The organism is Nostoc sp. FACHB-152, assembly GCF_014697475.1.
GTDB lineage: Bacteria > Cyanobacteriota > Cyanobacteriia > Cyanobacteriales > Nostocaceae > Nostoc_B.
Window position 1 is genome coordinate 28,329 of the sequence record NZ_JACJRV010000007.1, and the last position, 25,084, is coordinate 53,412.

A 25,084-nucleotide genomic window follows, 5' to 3' on the forward strand; every position below is an offset into this window, starting at 1 on the left:
TTATATAACCTCCAATGAAAGTATAGTTTGATCATCTTCTTGAACTTGGTTATCCGCTTGGATGCGAGCTAATAAATGATTCAGCGAAAGTGGTTGTGGCTCCATTTGTAGAAGTTGCCAAAGTCCTTGTTGATTTAACATAAAGTGGCTAACTGCCGGAACATTAGTATCAGCTTTGTTACCGTATTTTAGTATCTCATTTGATACTGTTGCTTCAGTAATCCCATCACTAGCTAGCAGTAAGGTATCACCTGAAGCTAAATGTAATCTGCCTGATTGGGCTTTCCAAGTTGGCAAAATACCTAAAGGAATACCCCGTTCTTTAAGATAGTTAGGTTGTTCAGATGAGATTGCTAGGTGTGACCAAAGTAGAGGGTAGATATGTCCAGCATTGGCATAGACTAGTTGCCTAGTACTAGGGGTATAACAAGCTAAGACAAGGGTAATGAAGCAATTATTGCTGGTTAAGTCATTACATAAAGCATGGTTGAGATTTTGGACGATTATATGGGGTTCGGCTGGTGTTTCTTGAGATAATTCGCGGCGTAGTACAGAAATTGCACTAGCCATAAATAAAGCCGCAGGTACACCTTTTCCAGAAACATCACCTACCGCCAACCATAAATCGCCTTTAGGATGGACAAATACTTCAAAAAAGTCGCCTCCTACCTCGCGTGCAGGATAACAGCAAGCTTGTAATCTGGCTCCTGGAATTTCAGGTAAAGTTTGACGGAGTAGATTATGTTGAATTTGGCGAGCAACTTCCAACTCGGCTCTAATTTGCTCTTGCTTTTCTTGCAGCCGTTGATAAAGTTTTGCCTGGAAAAGGGCTATGGCTGCTTGGTCAGCCACACCTGTGATTAACTGGATATCTTCTGCTGTCCAAGGGCTATCACATCCCCATTGGTCAAGGGCAAGTACAGCCAAGAGTTGTTGTTGGTAAGTAAGCGGTACAACTAAATGATTACAAGAGTTGCCTTCAAAGGTATCTTGACTAAGTTGGTAATCACGAGTTTCCAGAACCTTATCGAAAAGGCTTTTGTCAAACGCACAATTTACCAAAGAGGATTTTGAAGATTGGTATGAAAATTTATCATTTGTCAAGCGATCGCCTTCTACTGGGATCAATAGACAACAAGTAGCATCAAATGTTTGTCCAATAGTGGCGACAATTTTCTGCAACATATTGCCATAATCTAGGGACTCCCGAATGGCTGTTGTCACCTCATTAAATAAAGATTCTCGCCTTAAAGAACGACGTAACTCTTGGGTGCGTTTCTTGACTAGGCGATATGTTTCGGTAGCTTGTTCTACTAATACTTTTAGCCGTTCCGGATTCCAAGGTTTGGTGATGTATTTGAAAACTTGACCAGAGTTAATCGCATCTACCAAATCCTCAACATCAGTAAAACCAGTCAGTAAAATCCTGATTGTATCGGGAAAGCGTTCTACCGTATGACTGAGAAATTCAGTCCCATTCATTTCCGGCATTCTTTGATCTGAGATGATCACGGCCATCTCACCTTCTGTCTCTAATATTTCCAACGCACTTAGGGCATGATTTGCTTTAAATACTTGAAAATCTCGCCTAAAAGTGCGGTAGAGTAAATCTAAGTTATCTAGCTCATCATCAACAATCATGAGCTTCAGCTTTTCTACCTCTATTTCAGTCATACTTGACTTTTATTTCCAATACTTGTGTTGCGGGATAATGCAATTTTTATCCCGCCTAATTACAACCTACAAACAACTAAAAAGCCAGCCTTAATTATAGAATTTACCCACTTTGAACGTATAAATTTACTCAATGTAAGGTAATTATTAAAAACCAATTTCAGGGTGTAATCACCCTGAAACCTATTTATCCGACCAAGCCAGAACGCAAAGCACGTACTGCTGCTTGAGTGCGGTCATCAGCGCATAGCTTGTTTAAAATATTGCGGACGTGAGTTTTGACAGTTCCAACAGTAATATATAGTCGTTCGGCAATAACAGCATTGCTACAACCTTCGACAATCAACTGTAACACTTCTAACTCTCTTTCTGTCAGGGTATAAGGGTCAATTACCTCCTCATTTTCCCCAATGTCTTGGCTTTGGGGAGTATTTTTATTATCTGGAGAAATCGTTTCCTGTTTAGGTGAATTCTGTTGTGCCTGTTGTAACACAATTCTGGCGATCGCAGGATCAATCCAAGCGTTGCCATTGTAAGTGACTCTTACGGCTTCTAGCAAATTATCAAACTTAATATCCTTCATACAGTAAGAATCAGCCCCGGCAGCAAAGGCTGCTAATACTGCTTCTTTATTATCTCGAAGTGTTAAAATCAACACTCTGGTTACATCTTCACCAGTGGCAATAGCTTTAATTTCTCGTGTTAGGGCAATACCATCTTTATCTGGTAAACCAATATCAACGATCGCAATGTCTGGTTGTACTGTTTTTAACAACTTTATGCCATCCGCAGCATTGGCAGCTTCTCCTAGCACTTCAATCTCTTCTTTCTGCTGTAGTGCTGTCCGAATACCGACACGGGTGAGATCATGATCTTCAATTAAAACAATACGGATTTTATTCATTGTCAACTTCTGCGCGCTACACTAACTGAACTGTCAAACCAAGCTAATTAAAAAATCTTCATAGATATAGTTAAAAAACATTTATAAAAATAAATATATTTATAATATATCTATATAAATGTATTACCTAAGTAAGCCTATTGTTGATAACGCTGCCTTCTGGGTAGACCCACCTGGGATTGTCAAGACAGCCCGGCTTTATCTTAGATACAAGCACTGAACCTCAACGAATTTGATGACGTTTTCTATTTTGACAGGTGAGCAAACTCAAATTTTAGGATGATATTAGCTACCTCCAATGGTGGCGGAGAAATGCTGTACCTTGTAGGAGACATTTAAAGTCAAGTTAGTCTGAGGTTAGTGAAAAGCCAACCTACTTTTTTATGAGTATACTGGTTGAATTACAACAGAATTATATTTGTTAAATACTCAATGTAATCAAAACGATGCGATCGCTTGTAGAAATTGCGTTCGCATAGTTAGCGGTGCAACATTAGAGATAAATAATAGGTCTTTTTATAAGAAAAAGTTATTGTAATAAAAACTGGTATCCTGTCTTACTTTAATTGCTCACATCCTCTCAAAGAAATAACTAGCAGGCTTTTAAACCAAAATTTTGTTAACTATGACTTGCTTAAAATTCTCCAGGCGACTTATTAAAAAATTTGATAAACTATCGTTCTAGACAATTTGGTGTGAGGCTAATCATAGAGTAGGCTATGTCTAAACCGCCTAAAGTATTTTCCGTACTAGGAATGCCCGTCCATGTCATGAGTAACTATCCAGGCTGGTTGCTAGAATGCCTGCAACACAGCAGAGGCACTCATGTGGTAACACTGAATGCAGAAATGACCATGCAGGCAGAACGAAACAACGCTTTAGCAAAAGTAATTCGCGATGCGGAGTTAGTAATTCCCGATGGTGCGGGAGTAGTTCTTTATTTGCAATGGCTTTTTTGGCAAAAAGTTCAACGCTGTCCAGGGATTGAACTAGCAGAGACATTGCTGCAAGAAGTGGGACAGAAGCAAAAAGATAAAAAAGTATTTTTTTACGGTGGCGCACCAACAATAGCAGCAAAAGCAGCAGAGTATTGGCAGCAGCAAGTTCCAGATTTAAATATAGTAGGTACCCATTCTGGCTATCATTCACCAGAAGAAGAAGAACAATTACGCCAAACCCTTGTACAATTACAGCCTCAAGTAATATTTGTAGGTTTGGGAGTACCACGTCAAGAATTATGGATTGCCCAAAACCGTCATTTATGCCCTCAAGCAATTTGGATTGGTGTTGGCGGCAGTTTTGATATTTGGTCAGGTACAAAAACCCGCGCTCCCGCTTGGTTGGGTAATAATCATTTGGAATGGCTGTATCGCTTGTATCAAGAACCTTGGCGTTGGCGACGGATGTTAGCTTTACCAGAGTTTGCACTGAAAGCCTTTGTTTATCGGTTAACTGCGAAAGGTGCAATATAGGGAACAGGCCAATACTATTCGGTTAAGCATTTTTAACTTGTAATCTGGTTTTGGGAAAAGGTTAAAGGGGAAGGGTTAAAGGTTTTCTTCTACTTTTTCCCCTTCCCCTTTCCCCATTAACCGAAAGGTATTGGGGAACAGGCAACAGTGAAGAAGTTCCTATTCCCTTTTTTTATCGTGGTAAGTACTGAAAACTTCAAAAATTCTTAATTTTTGCTCTTGAACTTGAGATTCCTAGGCGATGCCTGGGAATCCTTATTTTTAAGGGAATCTTAAATTGAAATTTTTAAGGTGTTTAGCTCTCATCAAGTTTATATATTCTTCCCATGAGAACCGTGGTAAAAACTCCAGTTAAAACGGATACAACTTTTGCAGCAAAGGATACGACATCTCAACAGCAAAGTAATAGTAATAATCCAATCGTACAATTGCGTTCTGTCACAAAAACCTATGACAACGGTTGTCATGGTTTATTAGATGTAAGTTTAGAAGTTAAACAGAAAGAATTTTTGTTTATCACCGGGCCAAGCGGTTCTGGGAAATCAACCCTTTTAAAACTTTTATACGGTGAAGAGTTTCCTACCCAAGGTGAAGTCATTGTCTATGACTGTAATGTTACAGCTTTGAAAGGCGATCGCTTGTCACTGTTGCGGCGGCGTATTGGAGTTGTGTTTCAAGATTACAAACTTATCCCGCAAAGAACTGTCGCGGAAAATGTGACATTTGTCCTCCAAGCCCAAGGTTACACTCGCAAAGAAATTCAAAGGCGTTTAGAACCAACTTTGAAACTAGTAGGTTTGTTGTCTAAAGCTGACTGTTTTCCTGATCAGCTTTCGGGAGGAGAACAACAACGGGTGAGCGTTGCCAGAGCGATAGTTGGAACGCCACCACTGATTTTAGCTGATGAACCCACAGGAAACCTTGACCCCGATAATTCCTGGCAAGTGATCCAAATTCTCCAAAAGTTAAACTCTTTTGGCGCAACCGTGATTGTTACTACTCATGATGAACAACTGGTGCGTCGATGTAATCATCCTGTGGTGCAAGTCCGCAATGGCAGACTTTATCGGAAATAAGTATAAAGTAGGACATTGCCCCAGAGTTTGGTTAATAGTTCAAAACTTGAGATTTTTGGGTTTGAATTTTTAACTTGGCTGGTTTTAGGGGAGTAGCTGTGCTGGATGAGCGATTCTGTAGCCGATCTAAGATTTGTAAACTTTCAAATGCTGCGTCTCGAATTATCGCTTCTTCCTCTTTTGTGAGCAGAAGTTGTAAGCATTGGATACCTTCTTGCTGTAGTCCAGGATTAACTGGCTGACGAGAAATAAATTTAGTCAATTGACGCACAGCAATCAAACGTTTCAATGGATCTTGTTCGGTTAAATTGAGTAATAACTTCTCAAACAAGTCTGCTTCTTGATTGGTGTAACGGCTGACAATTTGCCACAGCAGCAAAACTAAAGTTAATAGCGTTCCCAAACCTTGCACAATTGCAGCAGTTGCAATCCAAGGGCTGTGAGAGTCAACCCAGATGGCAGCTGCCATATAAGTGCTAACAGTAGCAATACCACCACTACTAACAGCTAAGACTAACTGACGATTAGGGCCATTGAGAAATTTTTGGATTTCTGACCAACGCAATTGCCAGTTCCACGGCTGTAATGTGTAAGTGAATAGCATGACCCCTATCCCAACTACAAGGGACAAAAGCAGTTTCCAGTTCCAAAACAGCATAGCAATGACTACTGCCACAAGGCTCAGAACGCTGCCTGGCCCGGAAAAAGGCTTGAAATTTTGCTGCTTTGGACTTCCAACATTAAAAGCAGGAAGCGACCAGTTAGGGATCTGGTTAATTAGTTGCTGCAAAGAATACGAAGCCTTTGCCACGGTTTTTACCTAATTGTTGACGAGATTTTCTAATATATAACTTTTACCAGGGTTTAAGCACAGGTTGACAACTCCCCACCGGAGAACGGCAGGGATTCTTCCTTCATCCAACAATTAAATACAAAAATGAAAGTCATCCAGGGTGAATTGCCCATCAAATGCACAGAATGTGACAGAATGAATGTTCTTTGCTGTGACTGACAATAAAGTATTAGGAGGCACTGCTGAGTCAGAGTTAGCTAGATTCGCGCCAGGGAGTACGGTTTGAACTAAGAGTTGTCGATCGCGATCGTAAGCAGACATTACTAGACGCTGCGAACTAGTAACATAAGCACTAACAAAGTTCACAGGTTGTAAAAAACTAGCTTCGATATATCCGCTTCTGGGCGAACCCATCAATACTATCAGCCCTGAATGAGTAGGAAACGCAGGATTTGAAGGTTGGATGGCGATCGAATTTTGGAAAATTACTCCCCAATGCTCATACTGACGCTCTACGGGTTCAAAACATTTTAATTCTTCTAAGTTTAAACACACACAGGTTGGGACACCTACTCTAGCGGTCTCTAGAGTCTCTGCCAATTGTCCCTTCCAAGCTGAAGCTATATGCACATCGCAGTTTTCTAGTGCATATTTAGAATCTGCAAATTTTATTAATGTATCCGATTTAAGAGTAGCCTGCTGTACCACAACGCCCCGCCTTACCATTACCTAGAGAACACTTAGATAAGTAATTATATCTAAAGCTATTTTTGTTAAGCGCAGAATAGTTGTTAATCTTAAGTACTTTAACAATTCTGTAAGCTTACAATTATCGGTGAGTTTTCTGATAGATTACCACAAAAAACTGCTAGACCATTCTAACTAAAGTGATATAGGCTACTTATGCAAATGCTTTCCTAATCATATTTCCAGGCAAATATACCGCTAATTAGTGACAAAAAAAACACTGAATCTTTATAGGTAAACTAGTAATTTTACATCTACTTAATCTCACGGAGGCTAGAGGTTTGAGCGCAGAGAGTTAGCTAATAATAGAAATATGAAATGTCAAAGCTTGAGAGTCTAGTGTTTTGAGTTGAGCAAATAATTCGCAGCACTCAGTAATTAAATTTATTAAGTAAATGGCAAATACAATATATGTTTCAACCACAGGGATTTGAGCAACGCTCTATCATGTCATCGCTAGGGAGAATGGTGTACTATACCCAAACTGGCGCACTTTGGGAGAACAATAAGATCGCCACACCAGAAGCAGAAACTCTAGTATTTCTGCATGGCTTTGGCGGTGGATCTTCTGCCTATGAGTGGTCGAAAGTTTACCCGGCTTTTGCTAGTGAGTATAGAATTTTGGCCCCAGACTTAATTGGTTGGGGTAGATCAGAGCATCCAGTCCGGAATTATCAGATAGAAGACTATTTAACAACGATTCGGGAATTTTTTCAGCAAACTTGCACAGGCCCAGTGACGGCGATCGCCTCTTCGTTGACCGCCGCGTTTACAATTAGAGTAGCGATCGCTCATCCTGAATTATTTAAGTCTTTAATTCTAACTACACCTGCTGGACTTGCTGATTTTGGCGAAGACTACTCCCGCAGCTTTTTTGCCCAGGTAGTCAGCATACCTGTACTTGACCGATTACTTTACAGTACAGGCGTGGCAACCGAAGCTGGAATACGCAGTTTTTTAGAACAACGACAATTTGCCCAAGCTAATCGAGTTTATCAAGAAATTGTCGAGGCTTATCTTCAATCTGCCCAGCAGCCCAATGCTGAGTATGCGGCACTGTCTTTTGTTCGGGGTGACTTATGTTTCGACTTAGGCCTTCATATTCAACAATTGACAACGCCTACAGCGATTATCTGGGGGCAAAAATCCCAATTTACTGGGCCGGAAATTGGTCACCGTTTAGCTGATAAAAATCCTCAAGCTATTCGAGTGTTTCAACAGTTAGATGATGTCGGTTTAACACCGCAGTTGGAACTACCAGCAGTCACTATTGGATTAATTAGACAGTTTTTACCTTTATTAAATTAGTCAATGGTCAATGGTCAATGGACTATTGACCAAAAAAGGATGAAGTATAAAGAATGAAGACTTGCAGTAAGTACCGCCGATGATCATCCAATAATAGATAATTTCATACTTCATACTTCAGTTGACTATTACTTATCTTGTATTCTCACATCAATGACAGTGGCATTGAAATTGTAGTTATAGCCTTCTAACTCAAAAGGCATACCAATTTTGACCTTGCTGTTACCTAAAACTGGGCCATCAGGAGTGGCTTGAGCTTTACCTTCTAAAGTCAACAGCATATCTGTACTGAAGTTGTTGCTTCTAGGATCTGGTAATTCCTTAACAGAACCATCTGGTTGGGTAGCTGTGACTGTTCTCGGTAAAAGTTGAATAGATTTAATCCCAATCTGTCCATAAGGTTGATTGCGGATAATTACATTCGTTTTACCGCCTTTTTTAAATCCGTTGTCAAATAGCCTTTCGGGGTCGCGGACATTCAAACCACGAACTGCTAAATCTACCTCAATAGGTACTGTTTTTGTCCCAACTTGGGCAACAGAACCAGAGGTTCCAGGAAAAAAGAAGATACCAACTATGACTAGTAAAATTACGAGTGCAGCACCTAAGTCAAGAATATTAAGTTTGCCAAACAAGCGACCTTTGGAATCAAAAATAGCCATAAAAAATTTTCCTAAATTCAAACGAAGTAATTGATTGTTGTACCCAGGTTTATGAGAGACACGGCAATTTTTCCTACTGAGTTGAGACTTAAAAGTGGCAGGGTGTAGCAGTCTTGCGACAGTGTATCATACCAATTTTGAATTTTAGATTTTAGGGTAAAGGGGTTTAAGGGTGAAAGGGTAGAGGGGAAAACTAAGATTTATTACGTAGCTGCACGCCGTTATATCCAATTTCAACAACTAACCTTGATTCATAAGTACTTGATCTGGGTTAACACAGGCGATCGCAAATCGCATCGGTAGCTTAGGGTTGAAAATGCAACTTAAGCAAATCTAGATTCGTCTGGTTTTTTGTCAGATATATTCTGTTGTTGCGAAATTATCATCAGAAGGGAATTATGATGGCTTGGAAAGGTTTTTTGGCAAATTATCGTCAATGGCGGCGTAGTTGGTTATATCCATTTATTTCTGTGGTAGTCGCCATGAGTTTGTGCTTGACTACACCTGCACCAGGACGCGCTATAGATCTCTTACCTTTGTTGTTCCAAGGAGCGCAAATACTTCAGCTTTCTAATATATCCAGTCGCCAGGAAGTGGAACTGGGCAAGCAGATGAATGATCAACTGCGGAGTAGTGAAATTAGACTTTACCGCAATGCAGAGGTTAATCGTTATGTACAACAAATTGGTCAACGTTTAGCTGCAAAAAGCGATCGCCCCGATCTACCCTATACCTTCCAGGTAGTAGAAGACAACTCAGTTAACGCTTTTGCCACTTTGGGAGGTTTTGTTTATGTCAACACTGGTTTATTAAAAACTGCTGATAATGAAGCGGAACTAGCTAGTGTTATCGCTCATGAAATTGGTCACATTGGTGGTAAACACCTAGTTAAACAGATGCGACAAAGGGCGCTGGCTAGTGGTGTAGCCACAGCCGCAGGTTTAGACCGCAATCAGGCTGTAGCAATTGGTGTAGACTTAGCACTCAACCGTCCTCGCAGCCGCCAAGATGAGTTTGATGCTGATAAAAGAGGTTTAAGAACTTTAACCCGCGCTGGCTATGCTCAGTCTGCTATGGTTTCTTTTATGCAAAAGCTGCTCAAGGGCGGTTCTAGCTTGACTTTCTTGAGTACCCACCCAGCAACTAGCGATCGCATTACTAATCTCAGACGCGCGATTAAAGCCCAACCTAGCAAAGCGGGTTATGGATTGGATGAGTCTGCTTATCGAGCCAATATTCGACCGTTACTTTAATTGTGAATATCGCCAAACAAAGTGGAACCAACAATTATGCTCGCTGCTTATTGCGGCGAGCGGTAATTTGAGAAGGCTCAACATTAATTACCCCTTCGGCTAAGGGTAAGGTACGTAAGCAATTTTGAAAAACATTAACTTGATAAATGAGCTTATTTGTAATATCTAATCCCGTTAACCAACCACTACGAGGATGATAAGCACCAGTATCTATATCTAGCCATCCTCTTCCTTGGGCAAGTTTACCAGGTGTAACTCCTGGTAAAGTAAAGGTAATTGTATGACCAATAATAATTAACTTATCGGGAAAATAAGGCTCCTTCATACTGTGAAATTCGTCTCTAATCCAGCAGAACTGCTCGCTAGTTTGTTCTGCTAGAGTCAAAGAAGGGTCTAAACCTGCATGAGTTAACCAATAATCACCTAAATCTAAATAAGTGGGCAGAGCCTTAAACCAATCCAAATGGTCTTGGGGAATATTAGATGATTGGTAGCTGGTTAGGGTTGCTTGTCCACCACTGTACAGCCACGCTTGCAAGATTGGTGTAGGAACACTTTTCTGGGTGTAGATGTTTAATAACATCTGCTCGTGATTTCCTAGCAGACAGGGATAATTATTCTGTCGGACAAAATTTACTACATGGTAACTGTGAGGCCCACGATCAATTAAGTCGCCCAGAAAATAAACTTGATCCTCTGATGTCGGCGCGATCGCCTCTAAAAGCGTCATCAAGCCTTCATAATATCCATGCACGTCTCCAATAACTATTCGGCGTGGACTAGTGTCGCTCATCGGCTCTTAGCTAAATAATTTTGTTTAAGATTTTTGCTACAGTCTCAGATGTTGAGATTCCGCAAATAATAGGTAAAAACTACTTGACAAATTTAACTTTATTTTACTCATTTTCAGTAAAATACGCTCGCTCAGAAAAAGTTAGAGGGCAGTAAGTTATTAAACACTTAATTTGCAGTTTAGACCGCTCTTGTGCAGGGGAGAGGGTTTGAGTCTTTTATTCACAATTTCAATAGTGCAACTTGTAGGTGCAATAGCTTAGGAAAGAATTTAGCTGCGGCAAATTTGTTTCAAGTTAGCCTAGAATCTAGGGTGTTGTCCTATGTATTTACACAATGTCCGATCAGTTCTCTGCTGAAATTAGCGATCGCATCTGTAATCACATGAACGAAGATCATGCTGATGCGATATTGGTTTATGCACAGGTTTTTGCTGAGTTACAACAGGCAACGTCTGCTCAAATGCTGTCGATAGATGCTGAAGGTATGAATTTAACAGCCCAAGTCAATGGGGAACCTCAGCCAGTACGTATCACATTTGACCATGTTTTAGCTGATGCAGAAGATGCTCACCATACTTTGATTGCGATGGTAAAGCAGGCGCGGGTACAAGCTAAGTAGGACTTCTGTTTCCTACCTACACAGTATATTCACTACTCAACACATACTCTTATACAAGTAAGTCGGTGAGAAAAAACCTAACTATGTTACGAAAGAGTAACTAAGCTAAAAGCCTCTTCCCTCCTGACTTCTGCCTCCTGCCTTATCCTGACGATAAATATTCACGACGACCTACTTAGATAGTCAATTACTTACTACTAATGGTAGAAAACAATTAGCGATTTGCTATTAGCTATATGACAAATTTTCTCCAGCCGCCAAGATTACGCATTGGTGAAGACACCGAAGAAGAAAGACGCGCTACTTGGCTAGAACTGTTTTATGATTTGGTGTTTGTGGTCGCAGTCTCACAGGTAGCACACAATCTGAAAGAAGATATTTCATTATCAGGATTCCTCGGATTTGTCGTTTTATTTATCCCTCTTTGGTGGTCATGGATTGGCACCACTTTTTACGCCAACCGCTTTGACAGCGATGACATAATACATCGGCTGTTGATTGGCGTACAAATGTTAACGGCGGCGGCTATGGCTGTGAATATCCACCACGGCTTAGACGAAAGTTCTCCTGGCTTTGCTTTAGCTTATGCACTTGGTCGGGCTGTGCTGGTAGTAGAATACATCCGTGCGGGTATACATATTCCTTCGGCGCGTCCTTTGACAACTCGCTACGCCATTGGTTTTGCGATCGCATCTTCTCTCTGGTTAATCTCAGCATTTGTCCCCATCCCCTGGCGATTTGCACTTTGGGGATTGGGAATCATCATAGATTTTGCCACACCATTAACCGGACGCAAGTTTCAGATGGGGTTACTTCCTCACGCTTCTCATTTACCTGAACGTTTTGGACTGTTCACAATTATTGTGTTAGGAGAAGCGATTATTGCGGTTGTCGAAGGTGTTTCTCAGCAAAAATGGGATACGATCACCGTAATTTCTGCCATTTTTGGTTTAGCTATTGCATTTTCTTGGTGGTGGGTTTATTTCGATAACTTAGGTGGTACACCAATCGAAACAGCACGGAAACAGGGAAAAGTTGGTAGTGTTAATATCTGGCTTTACACCCATTTTCCATTAGTCATCGGGATTGCTGCGACTGGAGTTGGTGTTGAACAAATTTTGTTAAGTCAACCAACGGTAGCTTTACCAGATAACCAACGATGGCTGATTTGCGGCGCAGTAGCATTATGCTCCTTCGCCGTTGGTATTCTGCACAGATATGGAGTCATCCGCTATTGTAAAATCCGTTCTCTATATCGCTTTAGTGGCGCAGTTGTGCTGATTGCAATCGCTATTCTTGGCAAAGGTTTGCTACCTATTGCTGTTATCACCCTTGTCGCCCTAGTTTCTGCTGCTCAAGTCATTCAAGATTTGTATCAAAGTCGCCCAACTACTCGCCGAGCCGACCCTGAAATTTAATTTCCCCCCTGCTCCCCTGCGGCCTAAACATACTGTCTTGATTACTTAACAGTTTACTAATCTGCGATCGCCCACCGCACATAAGGCCGAGAAGCAACTACACTTTTATAAGTAATTAGCTGTCCAGGTGCGTTAATTTTACGTAAATCTACACGGAAATATGCTTTTTTATTCTTAAATTGCACGTTGTAGAAAGGATATTCTTGCCCTTGAGTTTGCCCAACACAAGAAGCATAATTACTGCGTAAAGGTGACACAAACTCGACAAACAATTTATTGTTAGATTTCACCAAATCGGTTGAATCTGCAAAGGCTGTAGTATCTGCCACTACAGTATGTTCTGCACCGCCTTCGTAAGGTAACGCCAACCACCACAGCCCAACTGTTTGGGGGCAATTTCCACTGGTGCGTTGTACCTTCAGCTGCACATTAGGTGCAGCCAAAGGGCCTGGTGCGGATTGTGCTTTTGCTGTAGAGGCGATCGCACCTGCTAAAAATAGGGGACATAAAATCCCACCAACATGAATTAATTTCATACTTCATATTTCAGACTTCATACTTTATTTGACTATAAAACTGTATCAAAAGTGTCTAATTAATTTTATTTAAAACTAACGTGTTTTCAGTTACAGTTAAGCTTCAGAAAACAGCGCAAGAATATTGTTAACTACCAATACATATTTCCTGCTGTTTCATGAAACCTCGAATTATTGTTTGCGGCTTAGGACGTACTGGATATAAAATCTTTCGTCTGCTGAGACAGCAGGGAGCATTGGTTGTGGGTGTTCATCACAAACCCATCCCTGGCGAATGTTCATCAGACATAATCATTGGTAATTTACACGCGGCGGCTACCTTAACAGCCGCAGGAATTCACCAAGCACAGACTTTAGTAATTACTGGTTCAGATGATGCTTTAAATTTAACAATTATGATGCAAGCACGGGTGTTAAATCCCAGAATTCGCATCATCAATCGCTTGTATAATACAAATTTGGGCGAACGTTTAGATCAAGCGTTACCAGACCACTTAAGTATGAGTGTTGTCGGTTTAGCTGCACCTTTATTTACTTTTGCCGCCCTCGGAAATCAAGCTATCGGACAAATCAAAATATTTGACCAAACTTGGCCTGTCCAAGAAGAATATATTGATGAAAACCATCCTTGGCTAGGATGCAATTTGAGTGAGTTGTGGGAAGAATCCGCACGGATGCCGATTTATTATCTGCCTGTAAAAGGAGAAATGAATTTAATCTATGGGGTGCTTTCTGGGGAAGAATTAGAAGTAGGCGATCGCTTAATTATTGCTATTCAACCGCGCATCCGTTCGATTCGCAGATCGTTAATTAAAAAATTTCTGAAAGTTTTTACTAGTTTGCGCCAGTTTCAGCAACATGGAAAATCGGTAGTAGCAGGTGCAGTTGTGCTGTTAGCAATTATAGCGATCGCCACCATCACCTATATGTCTACCGAACTGAGTTTATCTGTAGTCGATGCTGTATATTTTTCTGTGGGCATGATTACTGGCGCAGGCGGTAACGATAAAGTTGTCGAAAATGCCCCTAACAGTGTGAAATTATTCACTATCATTATTATGCTAATTGGGGCAGTAGCGATCGGTCTTTGGTACGCTATGCTGACCGATTTTGTCTTAGGTAGCCGCTTCAAGCAATTCTGGGATGTAGCGCGAATTCCCCAGCGTCATCATTATATTGTTTGTGGTTTAAGTGGTATTGGCAGCAAAATTGTCCAGCAACTCCATACCAGTGGCAATGAAGTAGTTGTCATAGAAACTGACTCGAATAATAAATACGTCAACTCTGTACGCGGCTTGGGTATTCCTGTCATTCAAGGTGATGCTAGTTTCCGTACTATCCTGCAAACTAGTAATGTTACTTCTGCGGCTGCTGTTTTGGCTGTAACTAGCAACGATGCTACTAATTTAGAAATTGCCCTCAAAGCTAAAGGTTTAGCACCGAAAATCCCCGTCATTGTCCATTATGCTGACCCTGATTTTGCCGGAATGGCACAACAAGTATTTGATTTTGAAGCCGTTCTCAGTCCCGCAGAACTAGCCGCCCCAGCCTTTGCTGCTGCTGCTTTGGGTGGACGTATTTTAGGAAATGGCATTACAGCCGATAAACTTTGGGTAGCCTTTGCCACGTTAATTACGCCCTCACATCCTTTTTGCAACCAGCTAGTCCAAGAGATAGCGGTACTAGCTGACTTTGTGCCTTTGTATGTAGAAACCAACGGACAGAAAGTTCGCGGCTGGGATTTACTGAAAACTAATCTGGGCGAAGGAGATGTTTTATATTTAACAATGCCAGCAAATCGTTTATATCAATTGTGGCGTGAAGAGAGAGTTTCCCCAATGTCAGGGTTAGGCGATCGCTGATAATAATGAGTTAAGTCATATTTAAGTTACTGGGTTAAATTAGTGAAACAATTCAGTATTTGACCTGTGATTTTAATAAATATGACGGAATCAATACCAATTAGAGGAAGACGTGGGTTTGAGTTTTCAGGAATTTACCCAAACTCTATAGGCATTCTTCTGGTAAAAGAATCTATTGAGGTAGTTAGCCCTGCAATTGCCAAAGTATTTGGTGGAGTTTTAGAAACTAATGTGTTAGGCAAAGAATATCCTTGGAGTCAGGAGCGATTCAAGCGAATTGTACTTCAATATCAAGGTCATGCATGGACAATCATTTATCCTTTAGGCCCCTGCATAGAAGCTGAAGTATGTGAAGTATCTAATATACTTAAAACTCACTGTATTTATATTGCTCATGAAGATACATCAGGATGGTTAATTTATAAACTATTTGACCAAGGAAAATGTATAGAAGAATATGGAACAGGTACTGATTATACTCAAGAAGTTTTGGAGATAGAACCAGAAAACCTTTTAGAACTAGTTTTAGAAAAAGAAGCCCAAGGGACACCTTTAGCATCTGGTTGGGATCCCAGACAATGGGATATTTATTTTGTAGAGGGTTATTCTTGCTATAAGTTTCGTAGTGAAGAATATACAACCACAAAAGAACAACTTTTAGACACTTTTAAATTTTTGGATACACTTCTGCGTAATCAAGATGCATGGCTACCTGATTGGGATTACTTACCTTGGTCAGAAGTATTGAATGCTGAGAAGGCTAACGCCGATGATTTTGTGCGTGTAGATGCATTACACTATTACATAAATCTAAATCAAGTATCTAATTAGAAATATTAACTATGACTGAAATAGTATTTTTAGTTGAAGATGCTCCCGATGGCGGTTATACAACTAGAGCTTTATGTGAGTCAATTTTCAGTCAAGCTGATGATCTGAAAACATGATAAGAAATAGTACGCGATACTGTTCATTGCCATTTTCCTGATGAGCAAATTCATCCAAAAATTATTCATTTTATAAATTAGGAAATGTCTCATTCATAGCGATTCCCATTCCTCTCTCGTAATATTAGCTTGACGTAATATTCTATTTAATAAACTTTGGCTTATATCTCCTGAATGTGGATTTGGGATTGTTAGCTTCAATTCATCTCTGACCATGTATTGATGTTTACCTCCTGAGTAGGGGCCATCAAAACCTAAGTCTCTCAAACAACGAATCAAATCTCGCCGATTAATCGGCCCAAAAGGTGGCATTAGGCAACCTCTTGATGTAAATTTAGGTCAACACCATTCAGTATTGGTAGAGTATGACCTAAACGCAATCCTAAAATAATCCATCCTTCGAGAGCGTCTTGCAAATCTTCTCGGCAAGCTTCTAATGTTGCAGCGTTAGCCCAAACACCTTGACAGTCTGGAATTTCGCCATAAAAAGTACCATCTTCCAGCAATTCATAAGTTGCTTTGTGCATTGCTGCTTGGATATAATTTGTCAACATTTGCTGCTGTTTAATTTTAGATAGCGATCGCAAATCAAAAGATAAAATAAAGTTCTTTATTTGTATTCTATCTTCAAAGGCTTTCCATCAACTCAATACACTTTTGTAATTGCAGCCGCATCGTATCAACATCAGCATGAAATCTCCGTCCATGTCCTGGTAATACCCACTCAAAAGTGTAATTAGCCAAGTTTCGCATTGATTTAATTTGGTCTGACCAAGAATACCAACAATAATCTCTAAATGCAGTTAATTGGTGCAAATCTTCTGACCAGTCGAGATGGTCGCCCGTAAACAGAAACTTATTTTTGTAGAGTAATACTGTGTGTCCTTTTGTATGTCCAGGGACAGGAATAATTAATAAATCTGGTGATAGGTTAAACGGTTCCAAACCTGTTAGCTGAATTTCCACATTGCGAGTGTTGCCGGAAATATCGTCAGCATGAAGGATGCGATCGCATCCAAAATGATCAGCATACTTTTGATGATCTGCGACATCATCTTTATGAGTCAAATACATATATCTAATTCCTCCCATTTCCTCCAACCTCTTCACTAAAGGAGGAGTAAATCGAGGAGAATCTACTAAAACATTACCTTCTGGTAACTGAATGAAATAACTAGCAGCAGCATAAGATTTTTCCGAATGATAGCCACAGTGGTAAACATTTTCGTCTACCAAAATTGGAAAAGATTTTTGAGCATCTTTGATATATTGTGGCTTTTCCATTGTACCAATGGAACTTGTAGGGCAAGCTAAAAGTGCTTGCAAGGCTGCTAATCTTTCTACTTCATTTGAAGGTTGATGATGTACTGCTGATTGTTCATCAACACGATAAAAAACTTCGGGAGTCATCCAGCGACAAGTATCACAATCAATACAACTAGTATCTACATAAAAATCGCCGTTAACATTTTGTGGGCGACGCAGATCTAAATGAGCCATGTTAAACCTCTTTTACCTAGCTTGTTGCTAGGGAGTAATCAACCCTAATGTCATCAAGCTAGCAAAAGCGGCTGTCAACTGAGAGTTACCGCAAGATGTAAATCTTTAGTTGTAGGGTGGGCGATGCCCACCTAACGAAATAATATTTACGCACCAATACCTGGAATTAAACGCTTTAAGGCACGTCCAGCAACGTCAGCATAGCGCAGTTCACCACAAAGTACTTTACCCATAACTTGAGTGCTAGAAGGACGTTTAATACCCATCTTATAGCCAACTCCAGGAAAGCGATAAAACGCACCAGCTAATTTTTGCGCCCAAGCCATTTCACTACCCCATTGTTCGTTCATGGCTTCGCTGTATTTTTCTAAAGCGTTAACCTCACCAGCAATTGCCCGACTGACGAATTCTGCTGCCATTAACCCACTAAAAATTGAGGGACGAATGCCTTCTGCTGTCATTGGGTCAACTACACAAGCGGCTTCACCAGCTAAAACAGCATTTTGGGTATGCAGTTTTTGATTACCATCCCACAGAGATAAGGGATGACCATATTGTTTACTAGTTTTGATGTCTACGTTAAAAGATTTGGCGTACTCATCCAAAATCTTTTTGAAGTCTTGGGGTTGACCGCCAATGAATGTACCTACACCAAAAGAATAGCCATCAGCTTTCGGAAAGTTCCAGATATAGCCGTTTTTGACTAAACCAAATTCAAAGTGAATTGTGGAATCAGTAACATTTGCTGGAACTTCTGCTTCTAATGCCCCTGCGAGGCGGCGTTTACGTTCTTTGAAGCCTAGCCATTTTGCCATCGGGCCTTTAGCACCATCAGCAGCAATTAGATAGCGACCTGTCACTGGGCCATCGGCTGTGTTTACTTGCCAATAGTCGCCTTTCAATTCAATTCCTGTTACTTCTGTATTGTCTTGCAATTCTGCCCCTTGCTTTTGGGCTTGCTGCACTAGGAAATGGTCAAAAACATCTCGCCGCACCATCCAAACAGGTTCTTTGGTGGCAATTTTTGCTTCTACAGGGTCGCCTAATTTCCAGGTAAAGCGGAAAGAATCAGCTTTGAGAGAAATTGCTGGGCTAAAATCAAAGTCAAACCATTGCGAGATCGCGGGTGATACACCACCACCGCAGGGCTTATATCTAGGTAGAATTTCTTTGTCTAAAACTAATACTGAGCTACCTTTCTTGGCTAAATGATATGCTGCTGTGCCACCCGCAGGCCCAGCACCGACGATAATCGTGTCATACATAAGGCTGAATGTTTGCTCCTGAATTAGTTGTTAGAGGTTAGAAACGAAAGATTTTTCTGTTGCGCTGCAATATCCCCGGCTTCTTGAAGAAGTCGGGGATATGACCACCCTGTATAAAAATGTAGCAGAGACGCGAAATTTCGCATCTCTACAACTTTCAGACTTTAAACAGTTGTGATGTCTTTCTCTTTTTCTGCCAATAATTCGTTGATTCTGGCAGTGTATTTGTCTGTAAGTTTTTGTAGTTTATCTTGTAGGTCTTTAGCTTCGTCCTCAGAGACTTCTGAGGCTTTTTCTTGTTTGCGAATTGAGTCAATCGCATCACGCCGAATGTTACGAATGCCTACGCGACCTTCTTCAGCATACTTGGCTGCCAGTTTAACGAATTCTTTACGGCGATCGCTTGTTAGAGGTGGAATGTTCAACCGAATTACAGAACCATCGTTACTGGGTGTTAAACCTATATCTGAAAGAGAAATTGCTTTCTCAATTAGGTTTAAGCTGCTTTTGTCGTAAGGCTGAATCAAAATCGTTGTTGCATCTGGCGTAGTGATATTTGCCAGTGATTTTAGGTGTGTTGGTGTACCGTAGTACTCAACTAACACTTTATCTAAGAGACTGGAATTAGCGCGACCAGTCCGAATAGTGTTAAAAGCTTGTTGAGTTGACTCAACAGTTTTTTGCATTTTACTTTGAGCTTCATCTAATTTCACAAGAACCTCCCACAAGGGTACCGATAGATTCTCCTAAAACTGCGCGGCGAATGTTGCCTCGCACTGTTAGGTCAAATACAAGAATTGGGATATTATTTTCCTTACATAAGGCAATCGCAGTACTATCCATTACCCTTAAATCTTGCGCCAAAACATGAGCATATGTGAGGCTGGTATAACGTTTGGCAGTAGGATGAAGTTGCGGGTCTGCATCATACACTCCGTCTACCTTAGTGGCTTTAAAAATCACTTCAGCATCAATTTCTGCGGCTCTGAGTGCCGCAGTGGTGTCAGTAGTAAAGAAGGGATTTCCAGAACCTGCGCCAAAAATTACCACCCGCCCTTTTTCAAGATGGCGGATGGCGCGGCGACGAATGTACGGTTCTGCTAACTCTTGCATCGCGATCGCAGTTTGGACGCGTGTCTGTACCCCTATTCGTTCTAACGAATCTTGCAGCGTCATGGCATTCATTACCGTGGCAATCATGCCGATGTAGTCAGCGGTTGCCCTATCCATTCCCGCCGATGCCGCTTTCACGCCTCGAAAAATATTGCCGCCGCCAACGACTATGGCGATCTGAACACCAGTGGCTATCACCTCTGCTACTTCTTGTGCTATCTCTTTGACCACTTCTGGATCAATTCCATAGCCCATGTTGCCCATTAAGGCTTCACCGCTCAGTTTAAGTAAAACCCGTCGGTAATTCGTTCCCATGAAGTTACGCTTTGTCGAAAAAGTTGCAATTGCCTCCAATTTAAGATAACAGTACAGTGACTACCTCTGTCTAGTTTCGCCAAATCAATGAAGTTCCGACTGGCTCTGTTTCTGGCAAGCTAACTGCTTGATTTTTAAATAAATAGGCGATCGCATTTCGCAAATATTCTTCCATAACAAATGATTGCGCTTGTAGATAACTGTCAATTTGCCCTTTGTAGCGCAGCACACCATTACTATCTATCAAAAACGCCATTGGTGTTTTAATTGCACCAAAACTTCGGGTCACGTCTTGAGTAGAATCCCATAGGTAAGGAAAGTTCAGCTGATGATGCTTGGCGAAAGCTTTCATCTGTTCAAAGCTTTCTGTAGGGTATTTGTTAGCATCACAGCCATTTATCCCAATTAGTGTAAAACCACTACCAGCAAACTCCGCCTGAATTTTTTTAAGCTTGTCTAAATACAAACTCACATAAGGACAGTGGTTGCACATAAAAACAACGCCAATTGCACTGTACATCTCTAAATAACGACTGAGATGATGCACCCGCTCGTCAATTCCTGGCAGTTCAAAATCCGGGGCGTAGTCGCCAATTGGAGTATAAATTCTTTCTAGAATATTCATCTTCGCCACCAGAAGGAACTAGAAAAATCTAGGTGAAATTTAGCGTCATTTTTTTTGTGCCAACCACCTGAGCGCCAATGCGCGATACCAAATGATTGTAGAGACCTACGGAGAAACAGTAAATTGTAATACTACTGAATATTACTTTGATGTCAATTTTGTTACTTAATATATTTATTAAGTAATTTTTGCATATACTTAATAGGTTGATGCTACATGATTTATCAAGAATTCTAAAATAGTTTTAATACTTATAATTTAAGTAAATAGAGTGACTAAGTTTGCTTCTCTATCTAGGGAATCTTTGTATAGTCTTTACAATATGCTTCTACAATTTAAAATAGATTGTCAAAATAGTTAATATTTATTAAGATTTATTACTAAATTTAAATGCTATGAAAACTTCTACAACTACATTGACAGCAGAAACTTGGATTTGGCAAGGATTCCCAATTTCTTATCACGCTCAAGGAACTGCTGGGCCAGCGGTTGTTCTAGTGCATGGTTTTGGAGCCTCATGGTGGCATTGGCGTAAAAATATACCTGTTTTAGCGGAAAAATTTCGTGTTTATGCAATAGATTTGATTGGCTTTGGTGGTTCTGCTAAACCTCAACCAGGCGAAAAAATTGTTTACACCTTAGAAACTTGGGGACAGCAAGTAGCAGATTTTTGCCGCGAAGTAGTGGGTGGGCCAGCTTTTTTAATTGGAAATTCTATAGGCTGTATTGTGGCGATGCAAGCCGCAGTCGTTGCGCCAGACATTGCTTTAGGAGTTGCGTTGCTTAATTGCTCTTTAAGATTATTGCACGATCGCAAACGCGCAACCCTGCCTTGGTCTCGTCGTGCTGGCGCACCGATTTTACAGCGTGTACTATCTGTCAAACCGATTGGGCAATTCTTTTTTAACCAACTTGCCAAACCAAAAACCGTGCGGAAAATTTTGCTGCAAGCCTACGCTAATTCAGAGACAGTGACAGACGAGTTAGTAGATATTCTGACATCGCCAGCAAAAGACCCTGGTGCGGTGGCTGTGTTCTTGGCGTTTACATCTTACTCTACAGGGCCTTTACCGGAAGACTTGCTGCCAATACTACCTTGTCCGGCAATTATTTTATGGGGAACAGCCGACCCTTGGGAACCAGTGCAACTAGGTCGAGAGTTAGCTAATTATCCTATAGTAGAAAAGTTTATTCCCCTTGAAGGAGTGGGACATTGCCCTCAAGATGAAGCACCTGAGTTAGTCAATCCAATTTTAAAAGATTGGATTCAGGAGCGATCAGCGATAGTTGGATAATATAGGCGATCGCACTTATGATTTTTGAATTACGAATTACGAATTACGAATTATCCCCACAATCTTCTACCAACTTTGCCTTTTAATCTTTCATGTGCATCTTCTAATAAAGCTGGAATATTTAATTTTTCAGGACAACGAGGCAAACAATCACCACATTCTGTGCAGCGATTAGCCTTCATTCCGGGAAACCAATGTCCAGCATTTTCAAACATTCCATAACGATATTGCCCGTAGTCTGTCATATCGTATGCTACAGCAAGATTACGCAAGCGTAATACTTCTGGAATATTGATATTTTCTGGACAAGGTAAACAAGCATAACATTGGCTACAATTTTCAGTTTCCAGAATTATTTTTTGATGATTTTCTAATCGCTGAAAAACAGAAATTTCTGTTGATGTTAACTCACCATCACTATCAGCAACTTGTAAAGGTTCAATTAATTCTTCTGGTTTAGCTGGCCCAATACTCAAAGTAGTAATGCGACTATCACTCAGCAAAAATCGATAGTTTAATTCCAAAGGCGAATAGGGCTGACATAAGTCTTTTAAGGTTTGAGGCGGGGTATAGAGTTGCCCTCCCTTATCTGCGGGGGAAATGATAAACACGCCCATATCTTTTTGGGCTGCTAATTGAATTGCTGGCGCGTTTCTTTGAAAGAAATAGTAATAATGCAGATTGATAAATTCAAAAAAATCTGTATTGATCGCTGCCAGAATAACTTCTAATGGGCCGTGAGTAGAAAAGCCAACGTGTCGCACTCGACCGTCTGCAAGGGCTTCCTGTACAGCTTGCATACAGCCGCCTTTGGCCTGCACCCAATCTAAATGTTCCCAAGTATTTAAACCATGAATTCCCAAACAATCTAAATAATTTAGATGTAGTCTTTCTAGAGATTCATCAATACACCGATGCATACTGTCAGCGTCGGCTGTAGGGGGAATTTTAGTAGTGATATGTAGTTGGGAACGAGGTACAGATAACCCGTTTTTAATCGCTTGACCGAGGTACTCCTCACTTCTGCCGTAACCTCTGGCTGTTTCTATATGATTAATACCTAGTGCTAAGGCTTTAGCGATAGTTAGTTGAGCATTTTTAGCATCAGCTAAATAACGCATTGTTCCCAAAGAAAAAACCGAGAGACGGAGATTTGTTTTTCCAAAACGGCGATATTGCATTGATGCAGAAGACAATTCTCAATCTAGAATTAAGTCCAAAATGGTATGAGATGAAGTGCGAAAAAGAAAGAATAAAAAATTTTTCTTGTTTCATTTTAAAATCTTCCTTGATCAGCACTCCGCACTCATTAGTTAGGAGTTTTTTAGCTATCGCCATTACCGAATCGCTTAATCAAATCCTCAGGACGGAGATTAGAGATAAATTCACGAAAGGCTTCTTGTTCTGCTTCATCAGCATCACGATCTACGGGTATTGAGGCATCAGCAATGACTTCTTCCATTACCCAAATAGGTGTGTTTGTCCGTAAAGCAACTGCGATCGCATCGCTAGGACGTGCATCAATTTCTTTTTTAACCTCGCCTTGCTGAACAATCAAAGCCGCATAAAATGTATCCTTCTGTAAGGAATGAATAATTACCTTTTCTAGAGTCATATTCCACGTCTCCAGAATATTGACAATCAAGTCATGAGTTAATGGTCTGGGTGGCTTTTGATTCTCCAGCGCACCCATTATTGCCCTAGCTTGTTCTTGACCAATGTAAATTGGTAAAGCACGCCGATCTGACGCATCTTTTAAAAGTACAATTGGGCTGCGGGTTATGGCATCTAATGCTATGCCAGCGACTTTCATTTCAATCATTGGCGAAGCCTCTACAATCCTGGGAAAGCTTGAGATAGGAGTAACATTCTATACTCTTTGTTTGTTGAGATGGACAAGGAATAAACATAGGCAGGTTTTCTATAATTGCTTCTATTAAACTCCTAACTTGCTGTGAACACCAGAGTAAGTTAAAGGAGCCTACATAGACAATAACCTTCTTAACCAAGTATGCCTTGAGAAAGAGAAGAATGTGTGATCAACCTTATAATAATAACGGTCAGAAATTATACTCAAAATGTCTTGCATTCTTGGAAGAAATACCAGTTGATTTTCGGCAAAATTAGGCAATAAATAGAGTTAGTTTCAAAGAAAAGCCGTGTTTACAGGATTAGTCCAAAGTTTAGGAACAATAAAACCCTTAGGGGGCGATTCTTGGCAAATTACTTGTTTAAGCCAGCCATCTAATGTAATTATGCAGGATTTAGCTTACGGTGACAGCGTTGCCGTGGATGGGGTTTGCCTAACAGTCGAAGAAATTTTAAAAGACGGGTTTATTGCCACTGCTTCTCCAGAGACTCTACGCCGTACTACTCTGGGGCTGGAGGAAACACAACAAAGATATGTGAACATAGAAGCTTCACTGCGGGTAGGTAGTAAAGTCGGCGGTCATTTTGTCATGGGTCATGTAGACGGCGTAGGTCGATTGCTAACAGCCCAACAAACAGCTACTTCTTGGGAAATGACTTTTACTGCACCTGAAGCGATCGCACGGTACATTGTCCCTAAAGGTAGCATTGCGGTAAATGGCATTAGTCTGACAGTAGCTGCCTATGAGCCAGAACTTTCACAATTTACGGTGGCTGTGATTCCTCTTACCTACGCTGATACCAATCTTCGCTATCTTGTCCCTGGCAGTTGGGTTAACTTAGAAGGGGACATTCTCGGCAAATATGTAGAAAAATTTCTTTACCCTGGTCAGCGACCTTCAACATCCACCGATGATGCTGGATTTCATGAAATTACACCCACATTTTTAGCAGAACACGGATATTCGTAGAAGTGTGAATGATGAAGTATGAAGTCTGAAAGATAAATTTCATACTTCACACTTCACACTTTATAC

Annotated in this window: 26 protein-coding genes; 10 read left to right on the top strand and 16 right to left on the bottom strand. The window is 40.7% G+C overall.

Going from position 1 to position 25,084, the window contains the following annotated elements; translation table 11 throughout:
* Together H6G76_RS08590 and H6G76_RS08595 are read right to left on the bottom strand one after the other, a co-directional pair.
* Window positions 1–1,674: a SpoIIE family protein phosphatase gene (locus H6G76_RS08590; protein ID WP_190698429.1), complete on the bottom strand. Its 1,674-nt coding sequence runs from the start codon at window positions 1,672–1,674 to the stop codon at window positions 1–3.
* 187 nt (window positions 1,675–1,861) lie between these two features.
* Window positions 1,862–2,578 (bottom strand): response regulator transcription factor, encoded by a 717-nt coding sequence (locus H6G76_RS08595; RefSeq protein WP_190698432.1) that lies wholly within the window; start codon window positions 2,576–2,578, stop codon window positions 1,862–1,864.
* A gap of 719 nt (window positions 2,579–3,297) precedes the next feature.
* Between H6G76_RS08595 and H6G76_RS08600 the strand changes: the two genes are divergently transcribed.
* Both H6G76_RS08600 and ftsE read left to right on the top strand, forming a co-directional pair.
* On the top strand, window positions 3,298–4,050 hold the full coding sequence (locus H6G76_RS08600) for a WecB/TagA/CpsF family glycosyltransferase (protein WP_190698434.1): 753 nt from the start codon (window positions 3,298–3,300) through the stop codon (window positions 4,048–4,050).
* Window positions 4,051–4,376: 326 nt separating this feature from the next.
* Window positions 4,377–5,126: a cell division ATP-binding protein FtsE gene (ftsE, locus tag H6G76_RS08605; protein WP_190698437.1), complete on the top strand. Its 750-nt coding sequence runs from the start codon at window positions 4,377–4,379 to the stop codon at window positions 5,124–5,126.
* A gap of 31 nt (window positions 5,127–5,157) precedes the next feature.
* Here the strand turns inward: ftsE and H6G76_RS08610 are convergent, their stop codons facing one another.
* Entirely contained in the window at window positions 5,158–5,937 is a 780-nt protein-coding gene (locus H6G76_RS08610) for a hypothetical protein (RefSeq protein WP_190698440.1), read from the bottom strand.
* 114 nt (window positions 5,938–6,051) lie between these two features.
* A complete protein-coding gene (locus H6G76_RS08615; RefSeq protein ID WP_190698442.1) occupies window positions 6,052–6,645 on the bottom strand; it encodes a hypothetical protein in 594 nt (197 codons plus the stop codon).
* Window positions 6,646–7,077: 432 nt separating this feature from the next.
* On the opposite strand from H6G76_RS08615, the gene H6G76_RS08620 reads away from it, so the two are divergent.
* Complete coding sequence (locus H6G76_RS08620; protein ID WP_190698445.1) at window positions 7,078–7,974, top strand: alpha/beta fold hydrolase; 897 nt, start codon at window positions 7,078–7,080, stop codon at window positions 7,972–7,974.
* A gap of 128 nt (window positions 7,975–8,102) precedes the next feature.
* On the opposite strand, the gene H6G76_RS08625 is transcribed toward H6G76_RS08620, so the two are convergent.
* Entirely contained in the window at window positions 8,103–8,636 is a 534-nt protein-coding gene (locus tag H6G76_RS08625; RefSeq protein ID WP_190698448.1) for a DUF4330 domain-containing protein, read from the bottom strand.
* A 398-nt stretch (window positions 8,637–9,034) separates the two neighbouring features.
* Here H6G76_RS08625 and H6G76_RS08630 point away from each other — a divergent pair, with 398 nt between their 5' ends.
* The gene (locus H6G76_RS08630) at window positions 9,035–9,889 is read left to right on the top strand and encodes a M48 family metallopeptidase (protein ID WP_190698451.1); all 855 of its coding nucleotides are present in this window, start codon (window positions 9,035–9,037) and stop codon (window positions 9,887–9,889) included.
* Between the two features lie 34 nt (window positions 9,890–9,923).
* On the opposite strand, the gene H6G76_RS08635 is transcribed toward H6G76_RS08630, so the two are convergent.
* Window positions 9,924–10,682 carry a metallophosphoesterase family protein gene (locus tag H6G76_RS08635; protein WP_190698454.1) on the bottom strand — a complete coding sequence of 253 codons (759 nt, stop codon included), beginning with the start codon at window positions 10,680–10,682 and terminating at the stop codon, window positions 9,924–9,926.
* A gap of 335 nt (window positions 10,683–11,017) precedes the next feature.
* On the opposite strand from H6G76_RS08635, the gene H6G76_RS08640 reads away from it, so the two are divergent.
* On the top strand, window positions 11,018–11,302 hold the full coding sequence (locus H6G76_RS08640; protein ID WP_190698457.1) for a DUF2470 domain-containing protein: 285 nt from the start codon (window positions 11,018–11,020) through the stop codon (window positions 11,300–11,302).
* Between the two features lie 236 nt (window positions 11,303–11,538).
* Window positions 11,539–12,720 carry a low temperature requirement protein A gene (locus H6G76_RS08645; RefSeq protein WP_190698460.1) on the top strand — a complete coding sequence of 394 codons (1,182 nt, stop codon included), beginning with the start codon at window positions 11,539–11,541 and terminating at the stop codon, window positions 12,718–12,720.
* Window positions 12,721–12,776: 56 nt separating this feature from the next.
* Here the strand turns inward: H6G76_RS08645 and H6G76_RS08650 are convergent, their stop codons facing one another.
* Window positions 12,777–13,256, bottom strand: coding sequence for a hypothetical protein (locus H6G76_RS08650; RefSeq protein ID WP_190698463.1), 480 nt, complete (start codon window positions 13,254–13,256; stop codon window positions 12,777–12,779).
* Window positions 13,257–13,414: 158 nt separating this feature from the next.
* Between H6G76_RS08650 and H6G76_RS08655 the strand changes: the two genes are divergently transcribed.
* A complete protein-coding gene (locus H6G76_RS08655) occupies window positions 13,415–15,118 on the top strand; it encodes an NAD-binding protein (protein ID WP_190698466.1) in 1,704 nt (567 codons plus the stop codon).
* Between the two features lie 81 nt (window positions 15,119–15,199).
* On the top strand, window positions 15,200–15,949 hold the full coding sequence (locus tag H6G76_RS08660) for a hypothetical protein (protein WP_190698469.1): 750 nt from the start codon (window positions 15,200–15,202) through the stop codon (window positions 15,947–15,949).
* A 209-nt stretch (window positions 15,950–16,158) separates the two neighbouring features.
* On the opposite strand, the gene H6G76_RS08670 is transcribed toward H6G76_RS08660, so the two are convergent.
* The 7 genes from H6G76_RS08670 to H6G76_RS08700 form a co-directional block, all read right to left on the bottom strand.
* On the bottom strand, window positions 16,159–16,377 hold the full coding sequence (locus tag H6G76_RS08670) for a type II toxin-antitoxin system HicA family toxin (protein ID WP_190698472.1): 219 nt from the start codon (window positions 16,375–16,377) through the stop codon (window positions 16,159–16,161).
* Window positions 16,377–16,619 (bottom strand): type II toxin-antitoxin system HicB family antitoxin, encoded by a 243-nt coding sequence (locus H6G76_RS08675; RefSeq protein ID WP_190698474.1) that lies wholly within the window; start codon window positions 16,617–16,619, stop codon window positions 16,377–16,379. The genes H6G76_RS08670 and H6G76_RS08675 overlap by 1 nt, the downstream gene beginning before the upstream one ends.
* Window positions 16,620–16,692: 73 nt before the next feature.
* Window positions 16,693–17,565 (bottom strand): MBL fold metallo-hydrolase, encoded by an 873-nt coding sequence (locus H6G76_RS08680; RefSeq protein WP_190698477.1) that lies wholly within the window; start codon window positions 17,563–17,565, stop codon window positions 16,693–16,695.
* A 146-nt stretch (window positions 17,566–17,711) separates the two neighbouring features.
* Entirely contained in the window at window positions 17,712–18,830 is a 1,119-nt protein-coding gene (locus tag H6G76_RS08685) for a geranylgeranyl reductase family protein (RefSeq protein WP_190698480.1), read from the bottom strand.
* Between the two features lie 164 nt (window positions 18,831–18,994).
* Window positions 18,995–19,543, bottom strand: a complete 549-nt coding sequence (gene frr / locus H6G76_RS08690) for a ribosome recycling factor (protein ID WP_190698483.1) — start codon at window positions 19,541–19,543, stop codon at window positions 18,995–18,997.
* Complete coding sequence (gene pyrH, locus H6G76_RS08695) at window positions 19,530–20,258, bottom strand: UMP kinase (protein WP_190698486.1); 729 nt, start codon at window positions 20,256–20,258, stop codon at window positions 19,530–19,532. The genes frr and pyrH overlap by 14 nt, the downstream gene beginning before the upstream one ends.
* Before the next feature lie 70 nt (window positions 20,259–20,328).
* Complete coding sequence (locus H6G76_RS08700) at window positions 20,329–20,883, bottom strand: thioredoxin family protein (RefSeq protein WP_190698488.1); 555 nt, start codon at window positions 20,881–20,883, stop codon at window positions 20,329–20,331.
* Window positions 20,884–21,278: 395 nt separating this feature from the next.
* On the opposite strand from H6G76_RS08700, the gene H6G76_RS08705 reads away from it, so the two are divergent.
* A complete protein-coding gene (locus tag H6G76_RS08705) occupies window positions 21,279–22,178 on the top strand; it encodes an alpha/beta fold hydrolase (RefSeq protein WP_190698491.1) in 900 nt (299 codons plus the stop codon).
* 50 nt (window positions 22,179–22,228) lie between these two features.
* Here the strand turns inward: H6G76_RS08705 and H6G76_RS08710 are convergent, their stop codons facing one another.
* Together H6G76_RS08710 and H6G76_RS08715 are read right to left on the bottom strand one after the other, a co-directional pair.
* Window positions 22,229–23,359 (bottom strand): aldo/keto reductase, encoded by a 1,131-nt coding sequence (locus H6G76_RS08710; RefSeq protein ID WP_190698846.1) that lies wholly within the window; start codon window positions 23,357–23,359, stop codon window positions 22,229–22,231.
* 143 nt (window positions 23,360–23,502) lie between these two features.
* Window positions 23,503–24,000: a bifunctional nuclease family protein gene (locus H6G76_RS08715; protein WP_190698494.1), complete on the bottom strand. Its 498-nt coding sequence runs from the start codon at window positions 23,998–24,000 to the stop codon at window positions 23,503–23,505.
* A 337-nt stretch (window positions 24,001–24,337) separates the two neighbouring features.
* Between H6G76_RS08715 and H6G76_RS08720 the strand changes: the two genes are divergently transcribed.
* Window positions 24,338–25,018 carry a riboflavin synthase gene (locus H6G76_RS08720; protein WP_190698496.1) on the top strand — a complete coding sequence of 227 codons (681 nt, stop codon included), beginning with the start codon at window positions 24,338–24,340 and terminating at the stop codon, window positions 25,016–25,018.
* The last annotated feature ends 66 nt before the right edge of the window (window positions 25,019–25,084 follow it).